The following is a 23,675-nucleotide window of genomic DNA, read 5'->3' as shown; positions in this document are numbered from 1 at the left end:
AAAAATCATAAGGGGAGTATTGAAGTTTCGCTTTATACATCCCCTATCTTTCGGATACACTAAATAATATAAGGTTTTAAAGGAGGTATTTTTGCTTGGAAGAAATCACACAAGAACATATTGATAAGTTGTTATTATTTATGAGAGAAGAAGCGTATAAACCGCTAACGATACAAGAGTTAGAAGAGGCATTTGGAATTGAAGGTTCTGAGGGCTTTAAAGATTTTGTAAAGGCACTTGTAACGATGGAAGAGAAGGGACTTGTTATTCGTACTCGTAGCAACCGTTACGGTCTTCCTGAAAAGATGAATTTAGTACGTGGTAAGTTAATTGGACATGCACGTGGCTTTGCATTCGTTGTACCAGACGAGAAGAAAACAGGAGACGATGATCTTTTCATCCCGCCTACAGAGTTAAACGGTGCACTACATGGCGATATAGTATTAGCACGCCTTAGTTCTCAATCGAGTGGCTCGCGTCAAGAAGGTTCAATTGTACGCATTTTAGAGCGTGGTACGAAAGAACTAGTTGGTACATATACAGAATCGAAAAACTTTGGATTTGTTATACCTGATAATAAGCGCTGGACGAGTGATATTTTCATCTTGAAAAGTGCATCAATGGGCGCTGTAGAAGGTCATAAAGTAGTTGTGAAAATTACGAGCTATCCAGAGAATCGTTTAAGTGCAGAAGGTGAAGTTATTCAAATTCTAGGTCATAAAAATGATCCAGGAGTAGATATTTTATCTGTCATCCATAAACATCATTTACCTTTAGCATTCCCTGAAGAAGTGATGGAGCATGCAAACAGTGTACCAGAAACGATTTCAGAAGAAGATTTAAAAGATCGCCGTGACCTGCGTGACCAAATGATCGTAACGATTGACGGTGCAGACGCGAAAGATTTAGATGACGCTGTTACAGTAACGAAGCTCGAGAACGGTAACTACAAGCTTGGCGTTCATATTGCGGATGTAAGTCATTACGTTCAAGAAGGCTCTCCAATTGATGTAGAAGCAGCGGAGAGAGCGACGAGTGTATATCTTGTTGACCGTGTAATTCCGATGATTCCGCATCGTCTATCTAACGGTATTTGTTCATTAAATCCGAAAGTAGACCGTCTGACGTTATCTTGTGAAATGGAAATTAACAATTTAGGTGACGTTGTAAAGCATGAGATTTTCCAAAGTGTGATTAAAACGACAGAGCGTATGACGTATGCTGATGTAAGAAGCATTCTAGAAGACGAGGATGAAGAATTAATCAAGCGCTATGAACCGCTAGTACCGATGTTTAAAGAGATGGGTCAGTTGGCACAAATTTTACGTGAAAAACGTATGCGTCGTGGTGCAATCGACTTTGACTTTAAAGAAGCGAAAGTATTAGTAGATGAAGAAGGAAAACCGACAGATGTTGTCATGCGCGATCGTTCTGTATCAGAGAAGTTAATTGAAGAATTTATGCTTGTTGCGAATGAAACAGTAGCAGAGCACTTCCACTGGATGAACGTACCATTCATGTACCGTGTCCATGAAGATCCGAAAGAAGATAAGCTAGAGCGTTTCTTCGAGTTTGTAACGAATTTCGGATACGCAGTAAAAGGACGTGCGAATGAAGTACATCCTCGTGCGCTGCAACAAATTCTTGAAATGGTTCAAGGACAGCCGGAAGAAGTAGTTATTTCAACAGTAATGCTTCGTTCCATGAAGCAAGCGCGTTACGATGCGGATAGCTTAGGGCATTTCGGTTTATCAACTGAGTTCTACACGCATTTCACATCGCCAATTCGTCGTTACCCAGATACGATCGTTCATAGATTAATTCGTGAATACATCATTAACGGTAAAGTCGACCATGAAACACAAGCAAAATGGCGTGAAAAATTACCTGAGATTGCAGAGCATTCTTCTAATATGGAACGTCGTGCTGTTGAAGCAGAACGTGAAACAGACGAAATGAAAAAAGCAGAGTATATGGTTGATAAGATCGGCGAAGAGTATGACGGTATGATTAGCTCTGTAACAAACTTCGGTTTATTCGTAGAGCTTCCAAATACGATTGAAGGTCTTGTACACGTTAGCTATTTAACGGATGATTACTACCGTTATGACGAGCAGCATTTCGCAATGATCGGAGAACGTACAGGCAACGTATTCCGCATTGGTGACGAAATTACAATTCGCGTTATTAACGTAAACAAAGATGAGCGTGCAATCGACTTTGAAATCGTTGGCATGAAAGGTACGCCTCGTCGTAAGTTCAAAGATCGCCCAGTCGTTATCGAACAGCCAAGAACAGGCAGAAAGAAACGCGGTGGACGTAGCGAGCGTAGTAATGAGCGCGGCGGAGAACGTGGCACAGGAAGAAAATTTGACCGTGGTGGCAAAGGTAAAAGCACAGGCAAAGGAAGAGGATCTGCATCCGCATCCACATCTACGTCTGCTAGCCAGTCAGGGAAAAAAGATGGTAACGGCAAGAAGAAAAAAGCATTCTTCGAAAATGTACCAGGATTCAAGAAGAAAAAGAAAAAGCGTAAGTAAGAAAAGAGTGGCTTCGCTTTGATGAAAAGCGGGGCTTTTTCTTTTTTTATTGGTGGTTTGAGAGCGAGCTACTTTCGCTTTTTAATGTAATCCAGCTACAGTGGCTAGAATGTTCGGCGGCTTCGCTTCTTCCTCAGAGGTAAAGAGCACCTCAAGGTCAGAAGCTCCATCCACCTCACATTCTGAGCGAGCCACTTTCGCTTTTTATATAATCCAGCTACAGTGGCTAGAATCTATCGGCCATTTCACTCCCTCGGACGAAGCAAAAAGCGCTTCTCTGTCGGGAGTTCCAATGTCCAAAGATTCTGAGCGAGCCACTTTCGCTTTTTAGTAACATTTGTTACAATAGTAAAAATAGAGGAGGGACGTTATATGCCAAAAGGTTCAGGTAAGGTTATTGCACAAAATAAAAAAGCATTTCATGATTATTTCATCGAAGAAACATACGAAGCAGGGCTTGTCCTTCAAGGAACGGAAATTAAGTCGATTCGCGCTGGACGCGTAAACTTGAAAGATGCGTTTGCACGTGTACATAATGGTGAAGTATGGGTTCATAATATGCATATTAGTACGTACGAACAAGGGAATCGTTTCAACCATGATCCGCTTCGCACGAGAAAGTTACTTCTTCATAAAAAAGAAATTGAGAAGTTAACGGGTGCTTCAAAAGAGACAGGATATGCATTAGTTCCAGTTAGAATCTATTTGAAAAATGGATTTGCGAAAATGGCACTTGGTTTAGCAAAAGGTAAGAAACAATACGATAAGCGTCACGATTTAAAAGAGAAAGAAGCTAAACGTGAAATTGCACGCGCGTTCCGTGATCGTCAAAAGATGTAATACAGATATTTACATTTGTAAAACGGCGCGCGTATGTTATAATAACTTATGTAAGATTGTTGCACATTGAAAAACAGCTCTTAGTAGCTATCACGAAATTTTCTTCGTATGCTCCATTTTTATCATGGGGACGTTACGGATTCGACAGGGATAGTTCGAGCTTAGGTTGCGAGTCGAGGGGATCGGCCTCGTTAAAACGTCAAAGCCTATAATTGGCAAACAAAACAATCTTTCTTTAGCTGCTTAATTGCACTAAAGGTTCCTCCCTCCATCGTCCATGTGGTAGGGTAAGGGACTCAAACTAAGTGGACTACGCCGGAGTTCGCCGTCTGAGGACAAAGGAAGAGAACAACCAGACTAGCAACTTGGAAGCCTGTCGATAGGCCGAAGAGTTCGCGAAATGCTAATATATCGACTACACTCGTAGAAGCTTAAGTGCCGATATTTTTGGACGTGGGTTCGACTCCCACCGTCTCCACCAATACATATTTGGTGGTTTTTTTATTTTGTATGATATGAACCATAACTTTGCCAGGTTGGCGAGGTTATGGTTCTTTTTATTTTGTAGTTTTATAAAATGTTTAAGTTGATGGGGGAGGGTGGTCCCCCTAAAACAGAAAATGAAGGAATGGTTATTGATGATAAACAGGTAGATACAATAGCTGCTCGTAAACGCCTGATTGGTGAGTGTTTATTTTTATTTCATTTTATTCAAATCTTCATATTCTTTGTGTTTTTATCCTTATCTATTGTAAGATTATATAGAGTTCTCCTAATAAGCTGTTATAATTACTTTTTTTAGGAGTTTAATACTTATAAATCTTAAATTATTTTTGGAGATAACTTTTTATCTAACTAAGTTATATTGAAGTAGAGGTGAACCATCGGTGAGGCAGGTGTTAGTAATTAAAAATGAACGGTCTTTAGCAAAGAAAATCGTAAGCGGTTTAACGCAAGAAGGCCATTTTATTTTAAAACTTCACAATGAAAACGAAGGTTTAAATATAGTATATGAACAAGATTGGGATATTATCATATTGGATTGGGATTCATTAAGTATATCCGGACCAGAAATTTGTAGACAAATACGACTTGTTAAAACGACACCAATCATTATTGTGACCGACAATATTTCTAGCAAGGATTGCATAGCAGGTCTACATGCAGGAGCAGATGATTATATTAGAAAACCATTTGTGAAAGAAGAATTAGTAGCAAGAGTTCAAGCTATTTTAAGAAGAAGTGACTATAATCAGCAAAATGAGATAAACTTTTTTCAGTTTAAAGATCTCTTTGTTGATGCATCTAGCAATATTGTGAAAAAAGGTGGTAAAACTCTCTCGCTTACGAAGCGTGAGTACGATTTACTTGCATTTTTAATCAAGAATAAAAATACAATATTGAGCCGTGAAATGCTTTTGAATCAGGTTTGGGGATATAACGTAGTAGTAAATCCAAATGTAGTAGACTTATATATTGGGTATGTAAGAAAAAAGTTAAAGTGCGAGAAGAAAGACAGATATATTCAAACGATACATGGCAGAGGCTATTCAATGGTTGAATGATAAAAATAAGATAATAAAGTAGTTTCTGTGAAATATGAAAAGACAGAAACTATAAAAAGAAGATTGCTATCAGGAAATGGTCATTTTTTGCAGTAGAAACCATGTTTTATAAGGTGTGGGGGATGGATCTGCTGCGCATTAGTTGAGACCGTATCAAATGTATTTTTAATTTTATTAACTCACACCATTCACAAGATTTTCACAGAATTAATGACTATACTTATTATCAGGATGTTCAAATGAAAATGATTATCAATAGCAATTTAGATGCATAAAAGTTACTATCTAATTTAATCTATGAACTTTATCATTTTCGAACTAAATTACATAATAAGGAGTATACGTATGAAAAAAACTATGCTTTTAAAATTAGTAAGTATTCTAGCAATTTTCACATTAATGTTAGTAGCTTGCTCAGATTCAGGTAAAGAAACTTCGAAGGCTAATAATAAAGATAATGGTAGTGATAAGCCAAAAACGGTTGAAATCACTGATGCGCATGGAAAAGTTACTGTTCCTGTAAATCCAAAGAATGTAGTTGCTTTAGATAATAGAACTTTTGAAACTTTAGCTGATTGGGGAATTAAATTAGCGGCTGCTCCAAAGGATATTATGCCTGCTGATTCAGCATATAAAAAGGATGAAAAAGTTCAAAATATTGGGAATCACCGTGAACCAAATCTTGAAATTATTGCAGCGGCAAACCCTGACCTTGTAATTGTTGGTCAAAGATTTGCTGACCATTACGAAGAAATCAAAAAATTAGTACCAAATGCAGCTGTTATTGATCTTAATTTTGATGTTTCTGAGAAGGCTACTAAGCCTGGAGAAAACTTAGTAAAAGGACTTAAAGATTCTACAACTACTTTAGGAAAAATCTTTGCTAAAGATAAAGAAGCTAAACAATTAGTAGCTGATTTTGATAAATCTATTGAAAAAGCAAAATCTGCTTATAACGGAAAAGATAAAGTTATGAGTGTTATCGTTACTGGTGGGAATATTGGCTTTGCAGCTCCTCACTCTGGTCGCGTTTGGGGACCTATGTATGAAATTTTCGGTTGGACTCCAGCATTAGAAGTTTCGAATTCTACTGCAGGTCATAAAGGTGATGACGTTTCTGTTGAAGCTATCGCACAAACAAATCCTGATTGGCTTTTCGTATTAGATCGTGATGCTGCAACATCTGATGCAGCTAAGTCAGCTCCTGCTCAGGATGTTATTTCTAAATCACCAGCTCTTCAAAACACAACTGCTGTTTCTAAAAAACAAGTTATTTATGCACCAGCAGATACTTACACAAATGAATCAATTCAGACTTATATAGAGTTATTTGGAAACCTTGCAAAAACTTTAGCTAAGTAGTGTAAAGGGGTACGAAACAGTGTCAAAAAATATGAGTTCTAGGGTTGAGAATATTTCTCAACCCCAGTTTTATAATCAAAATAAAATATGGACAAAACCTTTTATAATAGCAGTTATAGTTGTTATAATTTTAGGGATTATATCACTGTTTACTGGAGTTTATGATATACGTGGACAAGAGGACGGAATGGAGATGTTTTTCATCACTCGTGTTCCGAGAACAGTTGCATTAATGCTTACTGGAGCTGCGATGGCGATGGCAGGGCTCGTCATGCAACTCATTACACAAAACCGTTTTGTCGAACCTACTACAACGGGGACTATTGAATGGTCAGGCTTAGGCCTGCTTTTTGTGTATTTACTATTTCCTGCCCCGACTTTAGTGCAAAGAATGACTGGTGCAATCATTTTTTCTTTTATAGGAACTATGATTTTCTTTCTATTTTTAAGAAGAGTTAAGCTTCGTTCGTCTTTAATTGTTCCGATTATTGGATTGATGCTTGGAGCAGTTATTTCTGCAGTGTCTACTTTTTTGGGACTCCTTTTTCAAATGACGCAAAGTATTGAAACTTGGTTTGTAGGTTCATTTGCTAACATTCAGGTAGGAAGATACGAATATTTATGGCTGATTGTTATCGTTACTTTGCTTATTTTTATGTATGCGAATAGATTGACTTTAGCTGGACTAGGAGAAGATGTCGCAACAAGCCTTGGAGTTAATTACAATCGAATTGTTCTTTTTGGGACTGCTCTTATCTCTGTTGCAGTTGGAATTGTTGCAGCTGTTATTGGAAACTTACCTTTCTTGGGGTTAATTGTTCCAAACATTGTTTCCATGTTTAGAGGGGATGACCTTAGGAGTAATTTACCTTGGGTGTGTGTGATCGGAATGGGGACAATAACTACCTGTGACATCATTTCTCGAACAATTATAAAGCCTTTTGAATTACCTGTTTCTTTAATACTTGCATCAGTGGGAGCAGTCGTGTTTATTACTATTTTATTGAGAAAAAGAAAACCAAGGAGGCTACGATGATCACATTAGATTATAGAAATAAAGAAAATGTCGAAGTCGATTCTAGCCTTCATAATGAAAGTAGATCAGCTAGCGCTTTTCGTTCTAAGAAGGAAGCAAGACGTTATTGGATTGTACTGATAACATTGATTGCTTTAGGCCTCCTTTCTTCATATGGACTTTTAGTGTATAACAATCCAGTTCCGATAGATTCACCTTCTTTTATCCCAGTTGTTAAGAGAAGGATAGTAGCTATTGTTGCAATGATTATTGCAGCTGTTTGTCATAGCTTGTCGACTGTAGCTTTCCAATCTATTACGAATAATAAAATTATTACACCTTCGCTTTTAGGTTTCGAATCACTTTATTCGGCGATTCAAACGAGTACAATATTCTTCTTTGGTGCTAGTGCATTACTAAATTTTAATGGCATCGGATCATTTTTATTCCAAGTTGTTGTTATGGTTTTCATGAGTTTGATACTTTATGGATGGTTACTTTCCGGTAAATACGGGAATTTACAACTTATGCTTTTAGTTGGAATTATTATTGGTACCGGACTAAATTCTGTGTCGACTTTCATGAGAAAACTACTTGCGCCTTCAGAATTTGATATTTTACAAGCGAGATTATTTGGTTCTGTTAATCATGCAGATCCTGCATATTTTCCTATTGTAATTCCTATGATCATAATTGTAGCGTTATTAATTTTTGCTCATTCTAAGAATTTGAATGTTTTGTCACTAGGAAAGGATGTTGCTACTTCTTTTGGAGTTAAATATCAACCTAGTGTAATTTATACGCTTGTATTAGTAGCTATTTTAATGTCCATTTCAACAGCTCTAATTGGGCCACTTACTTTCTACGGATTTTTAGTAGCAACTTTGAGTTATCAAGCGGCATCAACGTATGATCATAGATATATTTTTCCAATGGCTTTTGCAATAGGATTTTTAATAATGACGAGTGCATACTTTCTAATGTATCATGTATTCCATGCTCAAGGTGTAGTTTCAGTTATTATTGAATTATTTGGTGGAATCATATTCTTAACTATAGTTTTAAGGAAGAGGGCTTTATGATAAAAATTGATAATGTTAAAAAGTTCTATACTGATAAGGTGAAAATAGGACCTTTGGATATTGAAATACCAAAAGCAGGCTTTACTTCTTTAATTGGACCAAATGGCGCCGGAAAATCAACGACACTTTTGATGATTGGCAGACTTTTAGATATGGACGAAGGTCAAATTCAGGTAGCGAATATGGATGTTTCTGAATCCAAATCAAAAGACTTAGCAAAAGTTTTGACTATATTGCGACAGGAAAATCATTTTGTAACTAGGCTTACGGTTAGACAATTAGTTGGATTTGGACGCTTTCCTTATTCAAAGGGAAGATTAACGAAAGAGGATGAATTTATTATTTCTAAATATATCGACTTTCTAGATTTAACTAATTTAGAAAATAGATATTTAGATGAGCTTTCTGGTGGTCAAAGACAAAGGGCATATGTAGCGATGGTATTGTGCCAAGAGACTGAATATGTACTTTTGGATGAGCCTCTGAACAACCTTGATGTTGCTCGATCTGTTCAAATGATGGAGCATTTGAGACGTGCGGCTAATGAATTTGGAAGAACAATTTTGACTGTTATGCATGACATAAATTTTGCAGCCAAATACTCTGATAAAATTTGTGCTATGAAAGATGGACAAATTGCTGCTTTTGGAACAGTAGAAGAAGTTATGGATCCAACACTTTTGACAGATATTTTTGAAACAAAAATAGAGATTATTAATGGTCCTTATGGGCCGATCGCTGTTTATTAGTTACAAAACGAGTATGCAAAAAAAGCTGCTGTCTATATTTTATAGGCAGCAGCTTTTTTTAAACCTTGCAATCAAATCACTCTTGATATATAGTTTAGTTAAGTGAACTAAACTACATTCAGGAGGTTTTGAAATGGAAAAAGAAATAGTTTCAAACGAAAATAAACAAAAAAAGCCATTGCTTTTTAAAGTTGGAATAGGGCTTCTAATCATATATGTTTTACTTTGGGCGAGTGCTTTAATCATACCATTTACTTCGCTTTCGACTCAGATAAAGGCTATTGTTATTCCAGGGTGTATAGTAGTAGGAGAAATTCTATTTTTAATCGGTGCTGTCTTTGTTGGAAAAGAAGTGGTGGCAAAATATAAAAAGTATTTAAATCCGAAAAATTGGAGAAGAAAAGGTGAGAGGGACAAGTATGAAAAATAAAAATATAGCTGAGGAAATCAATCTAACACTTGAAGAATTATGGATATTACTTGAAACGAAAGAAAGATCGTATACGAATTTCAATTTAAATAATCAGCAATATACGTTATTAACATTAATTATTCGGTACCCATCATCCACTCCTAAAGAGCTAGCAGAAAAAATGAATGTAACGAAGAGTGCCATTAGCCAACAGCTAGTCAAACTTGAAAAGGATGGATACATTTTCAGAAGGCAACATGCAGAAGATAAACGTGCATTTTCAGTTGAATTAGGAGAGAAAGGTTTGCTATACAAACAAGAAATGGATGCATATATGGAGCAAGTTTCTGAAAAGTATTATGCAAGTTTATCACCTGAAGAATTAACAAACCTTTTATCAGCGCTTCAAAAGCTAACGAAGGTAATTGAAGAGCTGTAGTGGCTGTTACATGTAAAAAGAAGCGTAAGCTGATCAAAAACGGTCAGCTTACGCTAATTCATGTTTCGAATATAAAAAATGGACTCATAAAAAAACTCCTGTAACTCAGTACAGAAGTTTTAATCAAACCAATTAAAAACTAAATTGTGGCTTTATATCACCTTTATAAGGTTCATGTTCAACGAATATAGTGATGTCCTTACCCGCTTGGTCTTTACCAGTTCTTTTATACGTAAATTTCTTATTGTTCAGTTCAGTAAGTTCAAGAGCCGCACCATATTTATTATTTCCAATTGAAACATGAGCTCTTATTTTATTTTCATGTAAAACATCGAAGTAACCATAGTCACCGCGGCTTTGACCTGTTTCGCTATTGAAGAACTCATATTTATTAGATTTGTCATCGAATTTTGCTAGACTAATGAAGTTCGAATTAAACTGTGTTACGTCATTACCAGCTTCATCTAATACTTTTGTTCCGTGCCAAAGGGTTCCACCTAAAATTTTATCTCCATCAGCGTTTTTAACGATATCGCCAGTAGTCGTGTTCAGTTGCTTGTCCGGATCAGTGAAAGAAAGCTCTTTTTCTTTATATGGAACATGTTCAACGAAGACTTCTACATCGTTACCGTTAGCGTCTTTCCCCATTCTTTTATAAGTAAATACATTTTTATTTAGTTTTGTCATGTCAACAACAGCTTGATATTTCATTGATTCTGAAATTAATATTCTCTTCTTCCCATCATTTGTGATAAAGAAAGTTCCTTTATCGCCACGACTTGCACCTGTTTTAGCATCAAAGAATTCATATCTTCCTGACTTTGCATCATATTTCGCAAGACCAATGAAGTTTGCATTTTCTTTTGTTAAATCATTTTTATCTTTGTCATACACTCGTGTACCTTGCCAATTTGTATCGCTAAGAATGTTAGCCATTTTTTGGCCTTTCGTTAACTTATTTTCCTTTTTTGTTTCTTTAGCAGTTTGTTCTTGTTTCGGCTTACTATGGTTTTCTTCAGCTTGAGTACCAACACACCCGGTTAGTGCTAGTGTGAATCCGAGCAATATAGATGATAGTGCTTTCGTTTTTTTGTTCATTTTTTATCGTCTCCTCATTTTATAAATGTAAGTAGTACGGTTTGTGATTATAGTAATAGTTACTACGTTTATTATGTTAATCCTCGAGTATAAACTGCCTCTAAATAAAACATTAAAAAAAGATAAACTAATTCCTAAAATTTGTTCATACTTAGAAAATGGCCTTTTACATACGATAAATGCTAATCTCTCATTTTGAAACTGTCGGAATCAAATGGGCGGATTAATATTATGATTACAGTACGCTTTTTGATGTGATGCTATACTGTATATAGGATTCTATTAGTGTTTGTTGTGTCGGTTTTTGTCGGTAAGTCGATATATTTAGAAAATCGTTGATATATTTGGAGTTGCGCCGATATATTTAGAAAATCGCCGATATAATTTGAGTAGCGCTGATATATTTGAAAAATCGCTGATATATTTTGGAGGTGGATAAAGATGATTGTGAAAGAACGAAAAATACCCGTACATTTACTTCAATTAGAAGCTTTACTTAGAAGATTGCCTGCCCATCACCCAAAAAGGAATATGGTGGCTGAAAATCTAGCGAAATTTATGGCTGGCTATAAAGGAGAGCAGGCGATTGAATATCCACTTAGTTTTCTGTCCGAAACAAGATATAGTATTTTACATGATATCAGGTTGTTTGATCAGAAACATTATTTCCAAATCGATACCCTTATAGTTTCCTCGTGTTTTCTTCTTTTTCTTGAAATAAAAAATATCATTGGCACATTAATTTTTGATGCGAAGTTTAATCAACTTATTCGAATAGCAGATGGTACTTCGGAAGAAGGGTTCCCAGATCCGCTTTTACAACTAAAACGGCAAGAGATGCAGCTTAGAAAATGGTTGAGTTTGCATGATTTATATAATATTCCGATTGAATCTCTCGTTGTAATTAGTTCTCCTCGTACAATTATTAAAACTTCAGATGAAATACTTCCTAATAAAATTATCCACGGTGCAAATTTACCTAATAGAATCAAACAGATTGAAAATCAATATAAAGAAGAAGCAATTAGTAATATAAATGGACTTATAAATCAAATTATGAATGGACACATCCCGCAGAGACAAAATATTCTTGTACAATATAAAGTTAAAGAAGAGGAGTTGCTAAAGGGCGTACAGTGTGAGGAATGTTTTACCATGGCGATGTTAAAAGAAAAGCAGGGATGGCGTTGCCAAAACTGTAATAGTACGTCTAAACAAGCTCATTTACGTGCTTTGCAAGATTACACACTTCTGTTTGGAATGATAACTACTAATAGCAAATTGAGAGGATTCTTTAATATGCAATCTAGTTCTGCGGTTAAACGACTCTTCCAAACAATGAAAATCCCATACACCGGCAACAACAAAGGACGAACCTATGATTTAACTTCTTTCCAATCATAATTTTGCTATAATGAATACGTACTTATACGAAGGGGAGTTTAAAGAGAAAATGAAATTTAATATCGATCATTTTATCGCGAGTGTTTTACAGTGGATATTAAATATAGCGTTAATTATATTATCCATTGTCTTATCTATTTTTTTAATTAACGAGACAATTACTTTTATTCAATACATATTTTCAGCAAAGAAGTATACGTCATATAAATTAGTTGAAAGTATCATCGTCTATTTCTTATACTTCGAGTTCATTGCGTTAATTATTAAGTATTTTAAATCGAACTATCATTTTCCGTTACGTTATTTTATTTATATCGGAATTACGGCGTTAATTCGTTTAATTATCGTATCTCATGAGGAACCGATGGAGACATTATTATACGCAGGAGCAATTCTTGTTTTAGTCATTGCTTTATACATATCAAATATGAGAGATTTGAGAAAAGAGTAGTAGTGCAGACATAAGTTTGCACTACTTTTTTATGTCTTGACCTTCAAGTTGCTTGAAAGTTTACAATGTAAATAGGGCGTTTGAAATTGAAAAAAATTGAGAAATTAAGTGAAGAGGTTTCTTTTACTTGGAGGTTATAGAAATGAGTCAGGAATTAAAATTACGTCCATTAGAGCGAGAAGATTTAAAGTTTGTACATGAACTTAATAATAATGCACATATTATGTCGTATTGGTTTGAAGAGCCGTATGAGGCATTTGTGGAGCTGCAGGATTTATACGATAAACATATACATGATCAAAGCGAACGCCGATTTATCGTTGAAAAAGACAATGAAATGGTTGGATTAGTTGAGTTAGTGGAAATCGATTATATTCACCGTAGAACGGAATTCCAAATTATTATTGATCCGAATTATCAAGGATATGGTTATGCAGCGGAAGCGACGCGTTTAGCAATGGATTACGCTTTTTCTGTATTAAATATGCATAAGATTTATTTGGTGGTGGATAAGGAAAATGAAAAAGCGGTACATGTTTATAAAAAGGTTGGATTTATGGTGGAAGGTGAACTGTTAGACGAGTTTTTCGTTGATGGTAACTACCATAATGCGATAAGAATGTGTATGTTCCAAAAGGAATATTTTAGAGTGAAATAAATGCGTGAAAAGGCTAGAGATAATATTTTATCTCTAGCCTTTTTTATAGTATTAACAGTAATTATTTATTGATAAACAATAAAATATTGTTGACTTATAATGTTTTCGGGCGTAGTATGTTGGTAATAAGATAGTGGGAATTAAAGGAGAGTATATGATGAAAAATAAATACGTAGTAGCTATTTCTTTCATGATTTTAGCGATTATTTCTTTAACGATACATGCTTCAAACAGTAAAGTAGGAGCGAATGGGCTCCTTGAAGAACCTTTCTTTTTTCTAGTACCGATAAGTTATGTCTTGTTCCTTAGTGGTGTTGGTGTATTATTATTTGGATTTATTACTTCAAAGCTGAAAAAAAGTAATAGATAAGGAATCCATAAAGCGGGACAAAATACTCACTATGAAATAGAAACATACGATATGGAAGAAAAATAATAAGTGAGTTGGATAATGATGAATCGTTATTTTTACAATGGAAGACAAGTAGGAGCAGCTATTACGTTAGCTGGGGCACAGGGAACCATTCATGCTATGAATCAAGTGATTCAAATGCAGCAACAAGCACAAGTAGCGCAAATGATGCAAAGTCAGTATATGCCGTATTCACAGTTTCCGATGCAAATTGTACATTACGATGTGCATCCAACGGGTTTATTCTCCATTCCATATGGCGGGACATACTTCTTATGAAAGAAAGCGACTGATAAGAGTCGCTTTCTTTTTTTATATTCCGCCCAGCTTCATTCCAAGGAACGCGAAGAGGAGACCAATTATGTAAGTAGCGCTTAAGTATAGAAGGAAAGTGCTAATGTTTTTCCGATTGAGAAGCTGAACAGATTCTAATTTAAATGTCGAAAATGTAGTGAAGGCACCCATAAATCCAGTACCTAATAATAATTGCCAACCTGTAGTAACCCCGTTGCCAATTATATATCCGAGTAAAAACGCTCCTGTTATATTAATGAGAAATGTAGCAATTGGAAAGGAAGTTTTATTTCTTTTTTTCAACCAATTGCTAATTGCAAATCGTGTAATCGCACCGAAAAATCCTCCTGTTGCTACTAATAAAGCTTCCATCATAAGTGATCACCTTCCGTAAGATGTTTCTTAATTAAGAAATCACCTAGTGTATAGCCAAGTCCAGACATAATGAGGCCACCAAGTATGCTGCATGATACATATAAGAAAGCCGTATTCCATTCAGAATGATTAAGTAATTGCACAGTTTCTACACTGAATGTTGAAAATGTCGTAAAGGAACCGATGAATCCAGTCCCGATGCCTGTGATTACATCTGAAGGTAAGATGTTGAGCTTAGCGATATACGTAGTCAGCCATGCTAATAAGAAGCAGCCGAGTAAGTTAATGAGTAATGTAGCTAGTGGAAATGTATGATACCAAAATTCATGAATAGTAAGACCTACATAATAACGAGAAAGGGCCCCTAATATACCGGCAATGCCAACGATAATATAAATCAATTTTCTCACCTCTTTAAATAGCTTGCTCAAAAAAATAGACTCCTACCAGTAGTTATACTGGTAGGAGTCATTAGCTAAGCAGCGTTTATGGCGAACTCCAGCGCCTATGATTATTACATATAGTGTACTAAACATTGCGCTTAATTTCCAGTGAAGGAGTTGGGGCATTTTGTATTTTTGATAATGTAAGAGAAAGAAATGTTGTTTATAAACTAAATATAGTGATATAAGGTTTTTGGTGTGATAAAATATTTCTTATGTCTGTCATTCAGTTTTAGTTAACTGAAAATAAAGAAAATTAAGTCGTGTGTTTTAGAAAAGGGGCGTTTATTTGAAGAAATTATTAAAAATAGTACTTATATGTATTTTGGTAGGAGTGGGGGTTGTAGGTGGTTTCTTAGGGTATATGACACTTACTAAAGAACAGCCTGCTGATGTTGTAAGTTTGAAGGTGGAAAATAATAAAGAGCGCGTATTAGCGACAGGAAATGAATTTAAAGTTACAACATTTAATATTGGATATGGTGGATTAGATAAGGATCAAGACTTCTTTATGGATGGGGGAAAGGGATCTGGTTCAAGTAGTAAAGAGCAAACGGAAACGAATTTAAAGAATATGCTTTCGTTTTTACAAAATGAGAATAGTGATTTTGCGCTACTACAAGAAGTTGATATAAAATCACTTCGATCTTTTGATGTAAATGAGCATGAGTTTTTGAAAAAAGGATTACCTGATTATACTTCGTCATTCGGGAAGAACTATGATACAAAATGGGTGCCCGTTCCAATTACAAGTCCAATGGGATATGCGGAAGCCGGGTTAAGTACGTTTTCTAAATATACAGTTCAAACAGCGAAGAGATTCCAGCTTCCTGGAATGGAACCTTGGCCAAAGCGTTTATTCGATTTAGATCGAGCGATTGTTGAACATACAATCCCTGTTAATAATGGAAAGCATGTTAGACTAGTAAACTTACATTTGTCTGCGTACGATGAAGGCGGGAAAATTAGAAAACAGCAAGTAGAGTATTTAAAAGAATATATGAACAAGCATTATAAAAATGGTGATTACGTAATAATGGGTGGAGATTGGAATCAATTGCTTTCTGACGTTCAATTAAGTGATCCAAAGTTTGTGAAAGAGCGTCCTGAGTGGTTAGTAGAGTTACCAAAGGACTTTACTGATGGTGGTTTTAAGTGGGCTGTAGATCCGTCTGTTATGACTGTGAGAGATGATGTAAAGAAATATGTAGAAGGTGAAAATTTCGTCACGATTATTGATGGTTTTATCGTTTCACCGAATGTAGACATTGTAAATGTACAAGGGAAAGATTTAAAGTTTGAAAATAGTGATCATAACCCAGTGAGTGCGGTATTTAAACTGAAGTAATTGATATGTATAAGTAGAAGGTGGGGCTTCATATGGAGTGGTTAAAGAGGACTTGTTTTTCTAACCTTGAGAAAGAATCACAGAAAAATCATTTATTGCTGTTTATTACGATTTGTAGTTTCTTCCTTGGAATAATCGCGATTGGGTATTACGGATATATTTTTACGGCGAGAGCAATCGCGTTTTGGGTTTGTGGTATTTCTGTCGTTGTATTTGGAACGCTTCTTACTTTTATAGAAAGCATGGAAGCGATGTATAAATATATCATGACATTTATGTTACTTATGATGTCTTTCATTATGGTACAAGCTTTTAATGAAAGCCCAGCTGTATTTCAAATGGTCTATTTTACACTAGCCGTTTCACTTATTTATTTAAGTGAACGTCTCGTTGTAATTCTCGGCGGAGTGGCAGTTGTTATTACATTCATCCTTTGTAGTTATTGGCCGGAGCAATTTTTTGCTTATACAGCAGCATCTGAAGCTGCAAACTTCGCAAGCTTGTTAGCAATCGTAACGATCGCAATGTGGGGCGTAACGAAGATTGGCTCTAATTTGCTAGCTCGTTTAAGTGATGAGAAGCAAGAAGTAATGAGAAAAGCTCAGGAGCTAGAAGAGACGCAAAGGCTTATTGAAGAAACAGTTGTGAAGTTAGATAGTAATTTCAATCATTTAAGACAAAATATGAATACGTCAATGGAGTCGATGAGTGAAATTAATTTCGCTTTTGAAGAGGTTGCAGTTGGTACGCAATCACAATCAGAGATGATGTCACGTTCAGTAGAAGTATTAAACGATATGGAAGGAAATATTGAACAAATCATCTCTCAAGTAAGAAATGCATCAATTCGTGTTGATGAAAGTCTAGAGATTTCAAAGGGTAGTGTGAATACTTTAAGAAATTTTGAAGCTAACATGAGAAGTTTAAATGATGTTGTTTCACAATCGGGAATTATATTTAGAGATTTAATGATGCAATCGAAGCAAATTAATGAAATTGTAGATGTAATAACGAATATTTCAAGTCAGACGAGTTTGCTAGCTTTAAATGCAAATATTGAAGCTGCAAGAGCAGGAGAACATGGAAAAGGGTTTGCTATTGTAGCGAATGAAGTATTAAAGCTTGCTGAAGAATCGAATCGTTCAGCTGGAAGAATTCAAGGGATTTTGAAGGATTTTAGTAATCAAGCAAGCAAGGTGGAAGTGCAGGTAGAAAAATCAGAAAGAGTACAAGAAGAATGTAACGAAATGCTAGCAAGCGTTTTAACAAATGTAACGGATTTAGGGAAGTTTATTGATGCAATTAATGATGTAATGAGAGAGATTGTTGGTCATCAAGAAAATTTCCAAACTAAAACGACGAATATCGTAAAGGATGTTACACATGCTTCTAATGTAATTCAGCAAACTTCTGCGGCTACAGAAGAAGTGTTAGCAAGTGTGGAAGAAGAAAAACTTCGAAATGATACATCAGTGAAGACATTACATACTGTTAGCGAGCAAGTGAAATTGTTAGAAGATATTTTAGAAAAGTAATATCGCTTGAAGAGAGCACACCATTTGTGCTCTTTTTTCATTTAAACGAAGACTTGATAGGAATTTAATTGCTTTTCTGCACGTTTTCTGCCAAGCTTAAGGAGATAAAATTTAACTAATAGCTATTGCTTATTAGTTGAACCTCGCGGATAGCGAGATAAAATACTTCAAAGAAAGAATTATATAGGTGACGCATATGATCGAAGTTAAGACTTCTGAGCTTAGTGATGGAGAATTTAATAGAGGTGTATTTGCAACTCGTGATATTAAAAAGGGTGAGTTGATTCACTCAGCACCAGTTATCTCTTATCCGAATGAACAGCATGAACACATTGAGAAAACGTTACTTGCTGACTACGCATTTGAGTATGGGGTAAATCATACGGCATTCCTCTTAGGATACGGCATGTTATTTAATCATGCATATAATCCGAATGCAACGTATGAGATTGTCTTTGAGAATCATACGTTTAACTTCTTTGCTTATAAGGATATAAAAGCTGGAGAAGAGATTTTAATCAATTATAATGGTGAAGTTGATGATGACGAGCTGTTATGGTTTGATAAAGAAAAAGAAGAGAACGAAAAGTAATTTAAAATAAGTAATGAAAAGGATGCTTTTACATAGGTAAAAGCATCCTTTTTTTGTTGATGAAAATAAAGTAAAGATTACAAAAAAATACCACTTTCTTTTCGTATGGTATAGTAAGATACTGAAGGATAGTGTGCTGAAAAAGTAATATATTTTACAAATTGTTGTCTTTCTGATGACATGTCAAGTTTAGTAGCCCATTTGGGTTGCTTTATTATGCAATATATATTTTAATATGAGTGGCACCTCTTATAAATTAAGAGGTTTATAGGTGTCTCGAATTGATTTTGGGTACACTGTATCCACCACTTTAGGTTTATTTCATGTATGTGGGGATATTATGGGCCCGTATAACGGGATAAAAAGAATATAGAAATAGAGGAATCGTAAAATGAATATGCAAGAGGTTTATGAATATTTAAGTACGGTATTGCCTGAAGGTCATGTGAAACAAGATGAAATGTTAAAGAATCATACGCATATTAAAGTTGGCGGAAAAGCAGATGTGTTCGTTGCGCCTACGAATTATGATGAAATTCAAGAAGTTATTAAATATGCGAACCAATATAATATTCCAGTTACGTTTTTAGGAAACGGTTCGAATGTCATTATTAAAGACGGTGGTATTCGAGGGATTACAGTAAGTTTAATTCATATTACAGGTGTTACTGTAACTGGAACAACGATTGTAGCACAGTGCGGTGCAGCAATTATTGACGTATCACGTATTGCATTAGATCATAACTTAACGGGTCTTGAGTTTGCTTGTGGTATTCCAGGTTCAGTTGGCGGGGCATTATATATGAATGCAGGTGCTTACGGCGGTGAGATTTCGTTTGTATTAACAGAAGCTGTCGTAATGACAGGTGATGGAGAGCTACGTACTTTGACGAAAGAAGCATTTGAATTTGGATATCGTAAGAGTGTATTTGCGAACAACCACTACATTATTCTTGAAGCGAGATTTGAACTTGAAGAAGGTGTACGTGAAGAAATTAAAGCCAAAATGGATGATTTAACGTTTAAACGTGAGTCAAAACAACCTCTAGAATATCCTTCATGTGGTAGCGTATTTAAACGCCCACCAAATAATTTTGCTGGTAAATTGATTCAAGAATCAGGACTACAAGGTAAGCGAATTGGCGGAGTGGAAGTTTCTCTAAAACACGCTGGGTTTATGGTGAATGTTGATAACGGAACAGCACAAGATTACATCGATTTAATTCACTTCGTACAAAAAACAGTTGAAGAGAAATTTGGTGTGAAGTTAGAGCGCGAAGTAAGGATTATTGGGGAAGATAAGTAATAAAATATACGTATGAAACTGCGAATTATTTTAAAATAATATTTGGGCATTGTTGACAATTTGTTTTCAATTCAATATAATGGCTAATAATTTAACAAATAACATACGTTGAAAGAGCCCAGTAGCAGTTTGTCACTGTTAACGAGAGAGCTAGGGGTTGCTGGAACCTAGCACAAACAAATTTGCGAATTACACTCTGGAGTATCTTAGGTAATGCTAAGCGGATTGGCAATCGATATTATTGCTAAGAGTGGTGTGAGTAGCTATGCTATTTATACAAACTGGGTGGTAACACGGTGAATAATCGTCCCTATGTCATAGACATAGGGATTTTTTGTTTTTAAAAAATAAAGGGGATGACAAAAGATGAACATTATTGATGAATTAGAATGGCGCGGTGCCGTTAATCAACAGACTGACGAAGAAGGTTTACGAAAGCTAGTAGAAGAGAAAAAGATTTCACTATACTGCGGAGTGGATCCGACTGGTGATAGTATGCATATCGGGCATTTGATTCCGTTTATGATGATGAAGAGATTCCAGTTAGCTGGCCATCATCCGGTTATTTTAATTGGCGGGGCAACAGGAACAATTGGAGATCCGAGTGGACGTCAATCAGAACGTCAACTTCAAACGTTAGAAGTAGTTCAGCATAATGTAGATGCGTTAACAGCACAAATGAAAAAGCTATTTGATTTTGGTGGAAATAGCGAAGTGAAGATGGTAAATAACTACGACTGGACACATGAAATAAACATTATTGAGTTTTTACGTGATTACGGGAAAAACTTTAGTATTAATAGTATGTTAGCGAAGGATATTGTAGCAAGTCGTTTAGATACAGGAATTTCTTTCACAGAATTTACGTACCAAATCTTGCAAGCGATGGACTTCCATCATTTATACACGAAAGAAGATGTTCAACTGCAAATTGGTGGTAGTGACCAATGGGGGAATATTACGGGTGGTTTAGATTTAATTCGTAAGTTAGAAGGGCACGAAGCGAAAGTGTTCGGATTAACGATTCCGTTATTATTAAAATCAGATGGTACGAAGTTTGGTAAATCAGCAGGCGGAGCTGTTTGGCTTGATCCTGAAAAAACGACACCATTTGAATTTTACCAGTTCTGGGTAAATACAGATGACCGTGATGTCGTTAAATACTTGAAATACTTTACATTCTTAACGAAAGAGCGCATTGATGAATTAGCGGTGAAGGTAGAAACAGAGCCTCATAAACGTGAAGCGCAGAAAGTATTGGCAGAAGAAATGACGAAATTCGTTCACGGAGAAGAGGCATTCCTGCAAGCTGTGAAAATTACAGCAGCGTTATTTAGCGGAGATATTAAATCATTAACAGCTGATGAAATTGAACAAGGATTTAAAGAAATGCCAACATTCCAGTCTTCAAAAGAGACGAAAAACATCGTAGAATGGCTAGTTGATTTAGGAATTGAACCATCTAGAAGACAAGCACGCGAAGACATTAATAATGGTGCAATTTCTATGAATGGTGAAAAAGTAACAGATGTGGGCACGGATGTTACTATAGAGAATTCATTTGATGGACGATTTATTATTATCCGTAAAGGGAAGAAGAACTACAGCCTTGTGAAGTTAGGAGAATAATTTGTGTGAAAGGATGGGGGTAGGAAGAATACTCCCATTCTTTCATATACACAATTTAGACATAAAATAATCAGTAAATTTAGATAATTGAAAGGGTTATATTATTCTTCTGCCGAATAAATAAGTTAGAGAAAATTACGGATAAAAATAGCCCGAACCATGCAGGGCATGATTCGGGCTTATATTCAGATTAGTAAGCTAAGCTGAATAGACCTTTAATGTGTGATAAGTAACGAACGTTACTTGCTTCTTTCATTAATGATGCTGGTAAGCCTTTAAGTGGAGTATTGCTTGCTCCAATTGTAGCAACCGCATCTTTACGTCCTAGACTAGCAAGTGTTCCAGAGTTTACAGGTGCGAACTCTTCGAATGCTTTGCCTTCTAGTGCTGCGTATAAGTTGTATCCAATTAACTCACCCATTTGCCAAGCGATTTGTGCAGTTGGTGGGTATGGACGACCGTCTGGAGCGAAGACAACAGCGCTGTCTCCAGCAACGAATACGTCTTTGTGAGAAGTAGATTGTAGGTATGCATCAACTGTTGCACGTCCACGGTTAACTTCAAGACCTGATTCACCGATTAATGGGTTACCTTGAACGCCACCTGTCCAAACGAATGTGTTAGCAACAAGTTTTTGACCGTCTTTTAAGTCGATTTCATTGCCAGCAACGTTTGTTACAGGAAGACCAGTTAAGAATGTAACGCCGCGTGCTTCTAGGCTAGTAGTTGCACGTTCGATTAAGTGGTCTGGTAATACTGGAAGGATTTTTGGACCTGCTTCAACAAGAAGAAGTTTCACTTCTTTTGGATTTACGCCGTGGCTTTTTGCAAGTTTAGGCATAATGTCAGCAAGCTCACCAACTAGCTCAACACCAGTTAATCCGCCACCACCGATTACGATTGTAGCATCAGCTTCGTTTTTCGTTTTCGCGTATTCACGAATACGGTCTTCAACGTGTTTGTAGATTTTGTTTGCATCAGCAGCAGATTTTAATACCATGCTGTTTTCTTCTAGTCCTGGAATACCGAAGTAAGCAGTTTTACTTCCTAAAGCAACTACAAGTGCATCGTAAGATAAAGTAGTGCCACCAGCTAATTTAATTTCTTTGCTATCAACAGAGAATGACTCAACTGTTGCGATTTTAAGATCGATATCTTTACCTTTGAAAAGCTTTGTAAGTGGCATTGCAATTGCTTGCTCAGACACGTTACCAGCTGCAAGGCGGTGTAGTTCAGTGATGATTTGGTGTGTTGGGTATTGGTTAATCACTGTAACTTGTGCTTCTGATTTGCTGTAATATTTACGTACGTTTAAAGCGGCAAGAAGACCGCCATAACCAGCGCCTAAGATGACAATTTGTTTTGACATAGTATGATATCCCCCGTCTTTACTAATTGTTGTTATAAGTTAACTTATTTATTGTTACGTTCTGCACTAATTTGAAGATATGCGTTCACAAAGCGGAACATTTTTTGTGCTTGTGGATCTTTTAATAATTTTAACAGACCGAATAGGCCGATAACTTCGTTGCTTTCGTCAGCACGATCTTTCGCTTCGATTGCAGTTGCAGCCATGCTTTTTACTGTATCTTTTACAGGTTCTACAAGCTCTGTGATTGCACCAACAGTGTCGCTTTTTAATACTTCATCAGTAGCAACAGTTTGAGCGAAGTCATAAGACTTAGTTAAAATGTTAACAAGCTCAGTTAATTTTGGAAGCTGTTCCACTAGTGTTGTTAATGATTCTTGTACCTCAGGTTTTAACAACTGATCAAGTACATCAAGTTGTCCTTGGCTAGCAGAAATTTGTACAGTTTCTTGTTCTGGCTTTGTTTGAGTCATAGTTTCTGGCATCTCCAATTCTCCTTTACGATAGCAATACTCTTATTTTTTATAAGTAAGATAGTAAACGGTTACGAAACTTTATACAAAGTTTCACAAAACACAATAAAATGCCTTTAAATTTATGACAGCAAGTAAGCTGCAAGCATAAATCTAAAACCATAACGTCTTACCTATTATTTATGAACTGTCCGATATATGGCTTGTCCGCATAATGGAAAAGCTCCGTTACCGGAAAGTGTATATAATATATATCCTATATTATATACTATATACACCTATGT

Annotated in this window: 24 protein-coding genes, 1 other RNA gene, 1 riboswitch and 1 other annotated feature; of the genes, 20 read left to right on the top strand and 5 right to left on the bottom strand. The window is 35.9% G+C overall.

Annotation, left to right across the window (positions count from 1 at the left end; all coding sequences use genetic code 11):
• Positions 1–95 precede the first annotated feature (95 nt).
• The 10 genes from rnr (at position 96) to ATN06_RS25950 (ending at position 10,004) form a co-directional block, all read left to right on the top strand.
• A complete protein-coding gene (gene rnr, locus ATN06_RS25995) occupies positions 96–2,540 on the top strand; it encodes a ribonuclease R (RefSeq protein WP_060632834.1) in 2,445 nt (814 codons plus the stop codon).
• Between the two features lie 372 nt (positions 2,541–2,912).
• Complete coding sequence (gene smpB / locus ATN06_RS25990) at positions 2,913–3,380, top strand: SsrA-binding protein (protein ID WP_001123907.1); 468 nt, start codon at positions 2,913–2,915, stop codon at positions 3,378–3,380.
• Between the two features lie 126 nt (positions 3,381–3,506).
• Positions 3,507–3,861, top strand: a transfer-messenger RNA (tmRNA) gene (gene ssrA, locus ATN06_RS25985).
• A 406-nt stretch (positions 3,862–4,267) separates the two neighbouring features.
• Positions 4,268–4,945 carry a response regulator transcription factor gene (locus ATN06_RS25980; RefSeq protein ID WP_060632833.1) on the top strand — a complete coding sequence of 226 codons (678 nt, stop codon included), beginning with the start codon at positions 4,268–4,270 and terminating at the stop codon, positions 4,943–4,945.
• A gap of 345 nt (positions 4,946–5,290) precedes the next feature.
• Positions 5,291–6,307, top strand: a complete 1,017-nt coding sequence (locus ATN06_RS25975) for a siderophore ABC transporter substrate-binding protein (RefSeq protein ID WP_060632832.1) — start codon at positions 5,291–5,293, stop codon at positions 6,305–6,307.
• Between the two features lie 19 nt (positions 6,308–6,326).
• Positions 6,327–7,343, top strand: a complete 1,017-nt coding sequence (locus ATN06_RS25970; protein ID WP_060632831.1) for an ABC transporter permease — start codon at positions 6,327–6,329, stop codon at positions 7,341–7,343.
• Positions 7,340–8,404 (top strand): iron chelate uptake ABC transporter family permease subunit, encoded by a 1,065-nt coding sequence (locus ATN06_RS25965; RefSeq protein ID WP_060632830.1) that lies wholly within the window; start codon positions 7,340–7,342, stop codon positions 8,402–8,404. The genes ATN06_RS25970 and ATN06_RS25965 overlap by 4 nt, the downstream gene beginning before the upstream one ends.
• Complete coding sequence (locus ATN06_RS25960; protein WP_060632829.1) at positions 8,401–9,153, top strand: iron ABC transporter ATP-binding protein; 753 nt, start codon at positions 8,401–8,403, stop codon at positions 9,151–9,153. The genes ATN06_RS25965 and ATN06_RS25960 overlap by 4 nt, the downstream gene beginning before the upstream one ends.
• Before the next feature lie 133 nt (positions 9,154–9,286).
• Complete coding sequence (locus ATN06_RS25955) at positions 9,287–9,583, top strand: transporter suffix domain-containing protein (protein WP_060632828.1); 297 nt, start codon at positions 9,287–9,289, stop codon at positions 9,581–9,583.
• Positions 9,573–10,004, top strand: a complete 432-nt coding sequence (locus ATN06_RS25950; RefSeq protein WP_060632827.1) for a MarR family winged helix-turn-helix transcriptional regulator — start codon at positions 9,573–9,575, stop codon at positions 10,002–10,004. Before ATN06_RS25955 ends, ATN06_RS25950 begins: the two co-directional genes overlap by 11 nt.
• Before the next feature lie 132 nt (positions 10,005–10,136).
• Here ATN06_RS25950 and ATN06_RS25945 read toward each other — a convergent pair whose 3' ends face one another.
• Complete coding sequence (locus ATN06_RS25945; protein ID WP_060632826.1) at positions 10,137–11,102, bottom strand: DUF4822 domain-containing protein; 966 nt, start codon at positions 11,100–11,102, stop codon at positions 10,137–10,139.
• Positions 11,103–11,543: 441 nt separating this feature from the next.
• On the opposite strand from ATN06_RS25945, the gene ATN06_RS25940 reads away from it, so the two are divergent.
• The 5 genes from ATN06_RS25940 to ATN06_RS25920 all read left to right on the top strand — a co-directional run bounded on the left by ATN06_RS25940 (position 11,544) and on the right by ATN06_RS25920 (position 14,306).
• The gene (locus ATN06_RS25940; RefSeq protein ID WP_060632825.1) at positions 11,544–12,506 is read left to right on the top strand and encodes a nuclease-related domain-containing protein; all 963 of its coding nucleotides are present in this window, start codon (positions 11,544–11,546) and stop codon (positions 12,504–12,506) included.
• A gap of 49 nt (positions 12,507–12,555) precedes the next feature.
• Positions 12,556–12,957, top strand: coding sequence for a phosphate-starvation-inducible protein PsiE (gene psiE / locus ATN06_RS25935; RefSeq protein WP_000671174.1), 402 nt, complete (start codon positions 12,556–12,558; stop codon positions 12,955–12,957).
• A 142-nt stretch (positions 12,958–13,099) separates the two neighbouring features.
• Positions 13,100–13,615: a spermidine N1-acetyltransferase gene (gene speG / locus ATN06_RS25930; RefSeq protein WP_060632824.1), complete on the top strand. Its 516-nt coding sequence runs from the start codon at positions 13,100–13,102 to the stop codon at positions 13,613–13,615.
• Between the two features lie 157 nt (positions 13,616–13,772).
• Complete coding sequence (locus tag ATN06_RS25925; protein ID WP_060632823.1) at positions 13,773–13,985, top strand: DUF3955 domain-containing protein; 213 nt, start codon at positions 13,773–13,775, stop codon at positions 13,983–13,985.
• A gap of 81 nt (positions 13,986–14,066) precedes the next feature.
• Complete coding sequence (locus tag ATN06_RS25920) at positions 14,067–14,306, top strand: DUF3947 family protein (RefSeq protein WP_060632822.1); 240 nt, start codon at positions 14,067–14,069, stop codon at positions 14,304–14,306.
• Positions 14,307–14,339: 33 nt separating this feature from the next.
• Here the strand turns inward: ATN06_RS25920 and crcB (ATN06_RS25915) are convergent, their stop codons facing one another.
• A complete protein-coding gene (crcB, locus tag ATN06_RS25915) occupies positions 14,340–14,696 on the bottom strand; it encodes a fluoride efflux transporter CrcB (protein WP_060632821.1) in 357 nt (118 codons plus the stop codon).
• Positions 14,693–15,097 carry a fluoride efflux transporter CrcB gene (crcB, locus tag ATN06_RS25910; protein WP_140350422.1) on the bottom strand — a complete coding sequence of 135 codons (405 nt, stop codon included), beginning with the start codon at positions 15,095–15,097 and terminating at the stop codon, positions 14,693–14,695. Before crcB (ATN06_RS25910) ends, crcB (ATN06_RS25915) begins: the two co-directional genes overlap by 4 nt.
• 54 nt (positions 15,098–15,151) lie before the next feature.
• Positions 15,152–15,211, bottom strand: a riboswitch (Fluoride riboswitch).
• A gap of 217 nt (positions 15,212–15,428) precedes the next feature.
• Here crcB (ATN06_RS25910) and ATN06_RS25905 point away from each other — a divergent pair.
• From ATN06_RS25905 to tyrS, 5 genes are all read left to right on the top strand, one after another.
• Complete coding sequence (locus tag ATN06_RS25905; protein ID WP_060632819.1) at positions 15,429–16,487, top strand: endonuclease/exonuclease/phosphatase family protein; 1,059 nt, start codon at positions 15,429–15,431, stop codon at positions 16,485–16,487.
• A 32-nt stretch (positions 16,488–16,519) separates the two neighbouring features.
• Complete coding sequence (locus tag ATN06_RS25900; RefSeq protein WP_060632818.1) at positions 16,520–18,022, top strand: DUF4077 domain-containing protein; 1,503 nt, start codon at positions 16,520–16,522, stop codon at positions 18,020–18,022.
• A 196-nt stretch (positions 18,023–18,218) separates the two neighbouring features.
• Complete coding sequence (locus ATN06_RS25895) at positions 18,219–18,614, top strand: SET domain-containing protein (protein WP_000573651.1); 396 nt, start codon at positions 18,219–18,221, stop codon at positions 18,612–18,614.
• 391 nt (positions 18,615–19,005) lie between these two features.
• Entirely contained in the window at positions 19,006–19,920 is a 915-nt protein-coding gene (gene murB / locus ATN06_RS25890) for a UDP-N-acetylmuramate dehydrogenase (RefSeq protein ID WP_060632817.1), read from the top strand.
• Between the two features lie 99 nt (positions 19,921–20,019).
• Positions 20,020–20,235: a binding site (T-box leader), on the top strand.
• A 51-nt stretch (positions 20,236–20,286) separates the two neighbouring features.
• On the top strand, positions 20,287–21,549 hold the full coding sequence (gene tyrS, locus ATN06_RS25885; protein WP_060632816.1) for a tyrosine--tRNA ligase: 1,263 nt from the start codon (positions 20,287–20,289) through the stop codon (positions 21,547–21,549).
• A 190-nt stretch (positions 21,550–21,739) separates the two neighbouring features.
• Here tyrS and ATN06_RS25880 read toward each other — a convergent pair whose 3' ends face one another.
• Both ATN06_RS25880 and ATN06_RS25875 read right to left on the bottom strand, forming a co-directional pair.
• Positions 21,740–22,918, bottom strand: a complete 1,179-nt coding sequence (locus ATN06_RS25880; protein WP_000043198.1) for an NAD(P)/FAD-dependent oxidoreductase — start codon at positions 22,916–22,918, stop codon at positions 21,740–21,742.
• Positions 22,919–22,962: 44 nt separating this feature from the next.
• Entirely contained in the window at positions 22,963–23,403 is a 441-nt protein-coding gene (locus tag ATN06_RS25875; protein WP_001115309.1) for a DUF1641 domain-containing protein, read from the bottom strand.
• Positions 23,404–23,675: the final 272 nt, after the last annotated feature.

The sequence above is a fragment of the Bacillus thuringiensis genome (assembly GCF_001455345.1).
GTDB lineage: Bacteria > Bacillota > Bacilli > Bacillales > Bacillaceae_G > Bacillus_A > Bacillus_A thuringiensis_N.
The sequence above is the reverse complement of the archived record's forward strand: the minus strand, read 5'-3'. Positions and strand labels throughout refer to the sequence as shown.

Coding starts and splice junctions, on each gene's coding strand:
- smpB (WP_001123907.1), top strand. CDS start 2,913: ATGCCAAAAGGTTCAGGTAAGGTTATTGCACAAAATAAAAAAGCATTT.
- ATN06_RS25975 (WP_060632832.1), top strand. CDS start 5,291: ATGAAAAAAACTATGCTTTTAAAATTAGTAAGTATTCTAGCAATTTTC.
- ATN06_RS25965 (WP_060632830.1), top strand. CDS start 7,340: ATGATCACATTAGATTATAGAAATAAAGAAAATGTCGAAGTCGATTCT.
- ATN06_RS25960 (WP_060632829.1), top strand. CDS start 8,401: ATGATAAAAATTGATAATGTTAAAAAGTTCTATACTGATAAGGTGAAA.
- ATN06_RS25955 (WP_060632828.1), top strand. CDS start 9,287: ATGGAAAAAGAAATAGTTTCAAACGAAAATAAACAAAAAAAGCCATTG.
- ATN06_RS25950 (WP_060632827.1), top strand. CDS start 9,573: ATGAAAAATAAAAATATAGCTGAGGAAATCAATCTAACACTTGAAGAA.
- ATN06_RS25945 (WP_060632826.1), bottom strand. CDS start 11,102: ATGAACAAAAAAACGAAAGCACTATCATCTATATTGCTCGGATTCACA.
- ATN06_RS25940 (WP_060632825.1), top strand. CDS start 11,544: ATGATTGTGAAAGAACGAAAAATACCCGTACATTTACTTCAATTAGAA.
- psiE (WP_000671174.1), top strand. CDS start 12,556: ATGAAATTTAATATCGATCATTTTATCGCGAGTGTTTTACAGTGGATA.
- speG (WP_060632824.1), top strand. CDS start 13,100: ATGAGTCAGGAATTAAAATTACGTCCATTAGAGCGAGAAGATTTAAAG.
- ATN06_RS25925 (WP_060632823.1), top strand. CDS start 13,773: ATGAAAAATAAATACGTAGTAGCTATTTCTTTCATGATTTTAGCGATT.
- ATN06_RS25920 (WP_060632822.1), top strand. CDS start 14,067: ATGATGAATCGTTATTTTTACAATGGAAGACAAGTAGGAGCAGCTATT.
- crcB (WP_060632821.1), bottom strand. CDS start 14,696: ATGATGGAAGCTTTATTAGTAGCAACAGGAGGATTTTTCGGTGCGATT.
- ATN06_RS25900 (WP_060632818.1), top strand. CDS start 16,520: ATGGAGTGGTTAAAGAGGACTTGTTTTTCTAACCTTGAGAAAGAATCA.
- ATN06_RS25895 (WP_000573651.1), top strand. CDS start 18,219: ATGATCGAAGTTAAGACTTCTGAGCTTAGTGATGGAGAATTTAATAGA.
- murB (WP_060632817.1), top strand. CDS start 19,006: ATGAATATGCAAGAGGTTTATGAATATTTAAGTACGGTATTGCCTGAA.
- tyrS (WP_060632816.1), top strand. CDS start 20,287: ATGAACATTATTGATGAATTAGAATGGCGCGGTGCCGTTAATCAACAG.
- ATN06_RS25880 (WP_000043198.1), bottom strand. CDS start 22,918: ATGTCAAAACAAATTGTCATCTTAGGCGCTGGTTATGGCGGTCTTCTT.
- ATN06_RS25875 (WP_001115309.1), bottom strand. CDS start 23,403: ATGCCAGAAACTATGACTCAAACAAAGCCAGAACAAGAAACTGTACAA.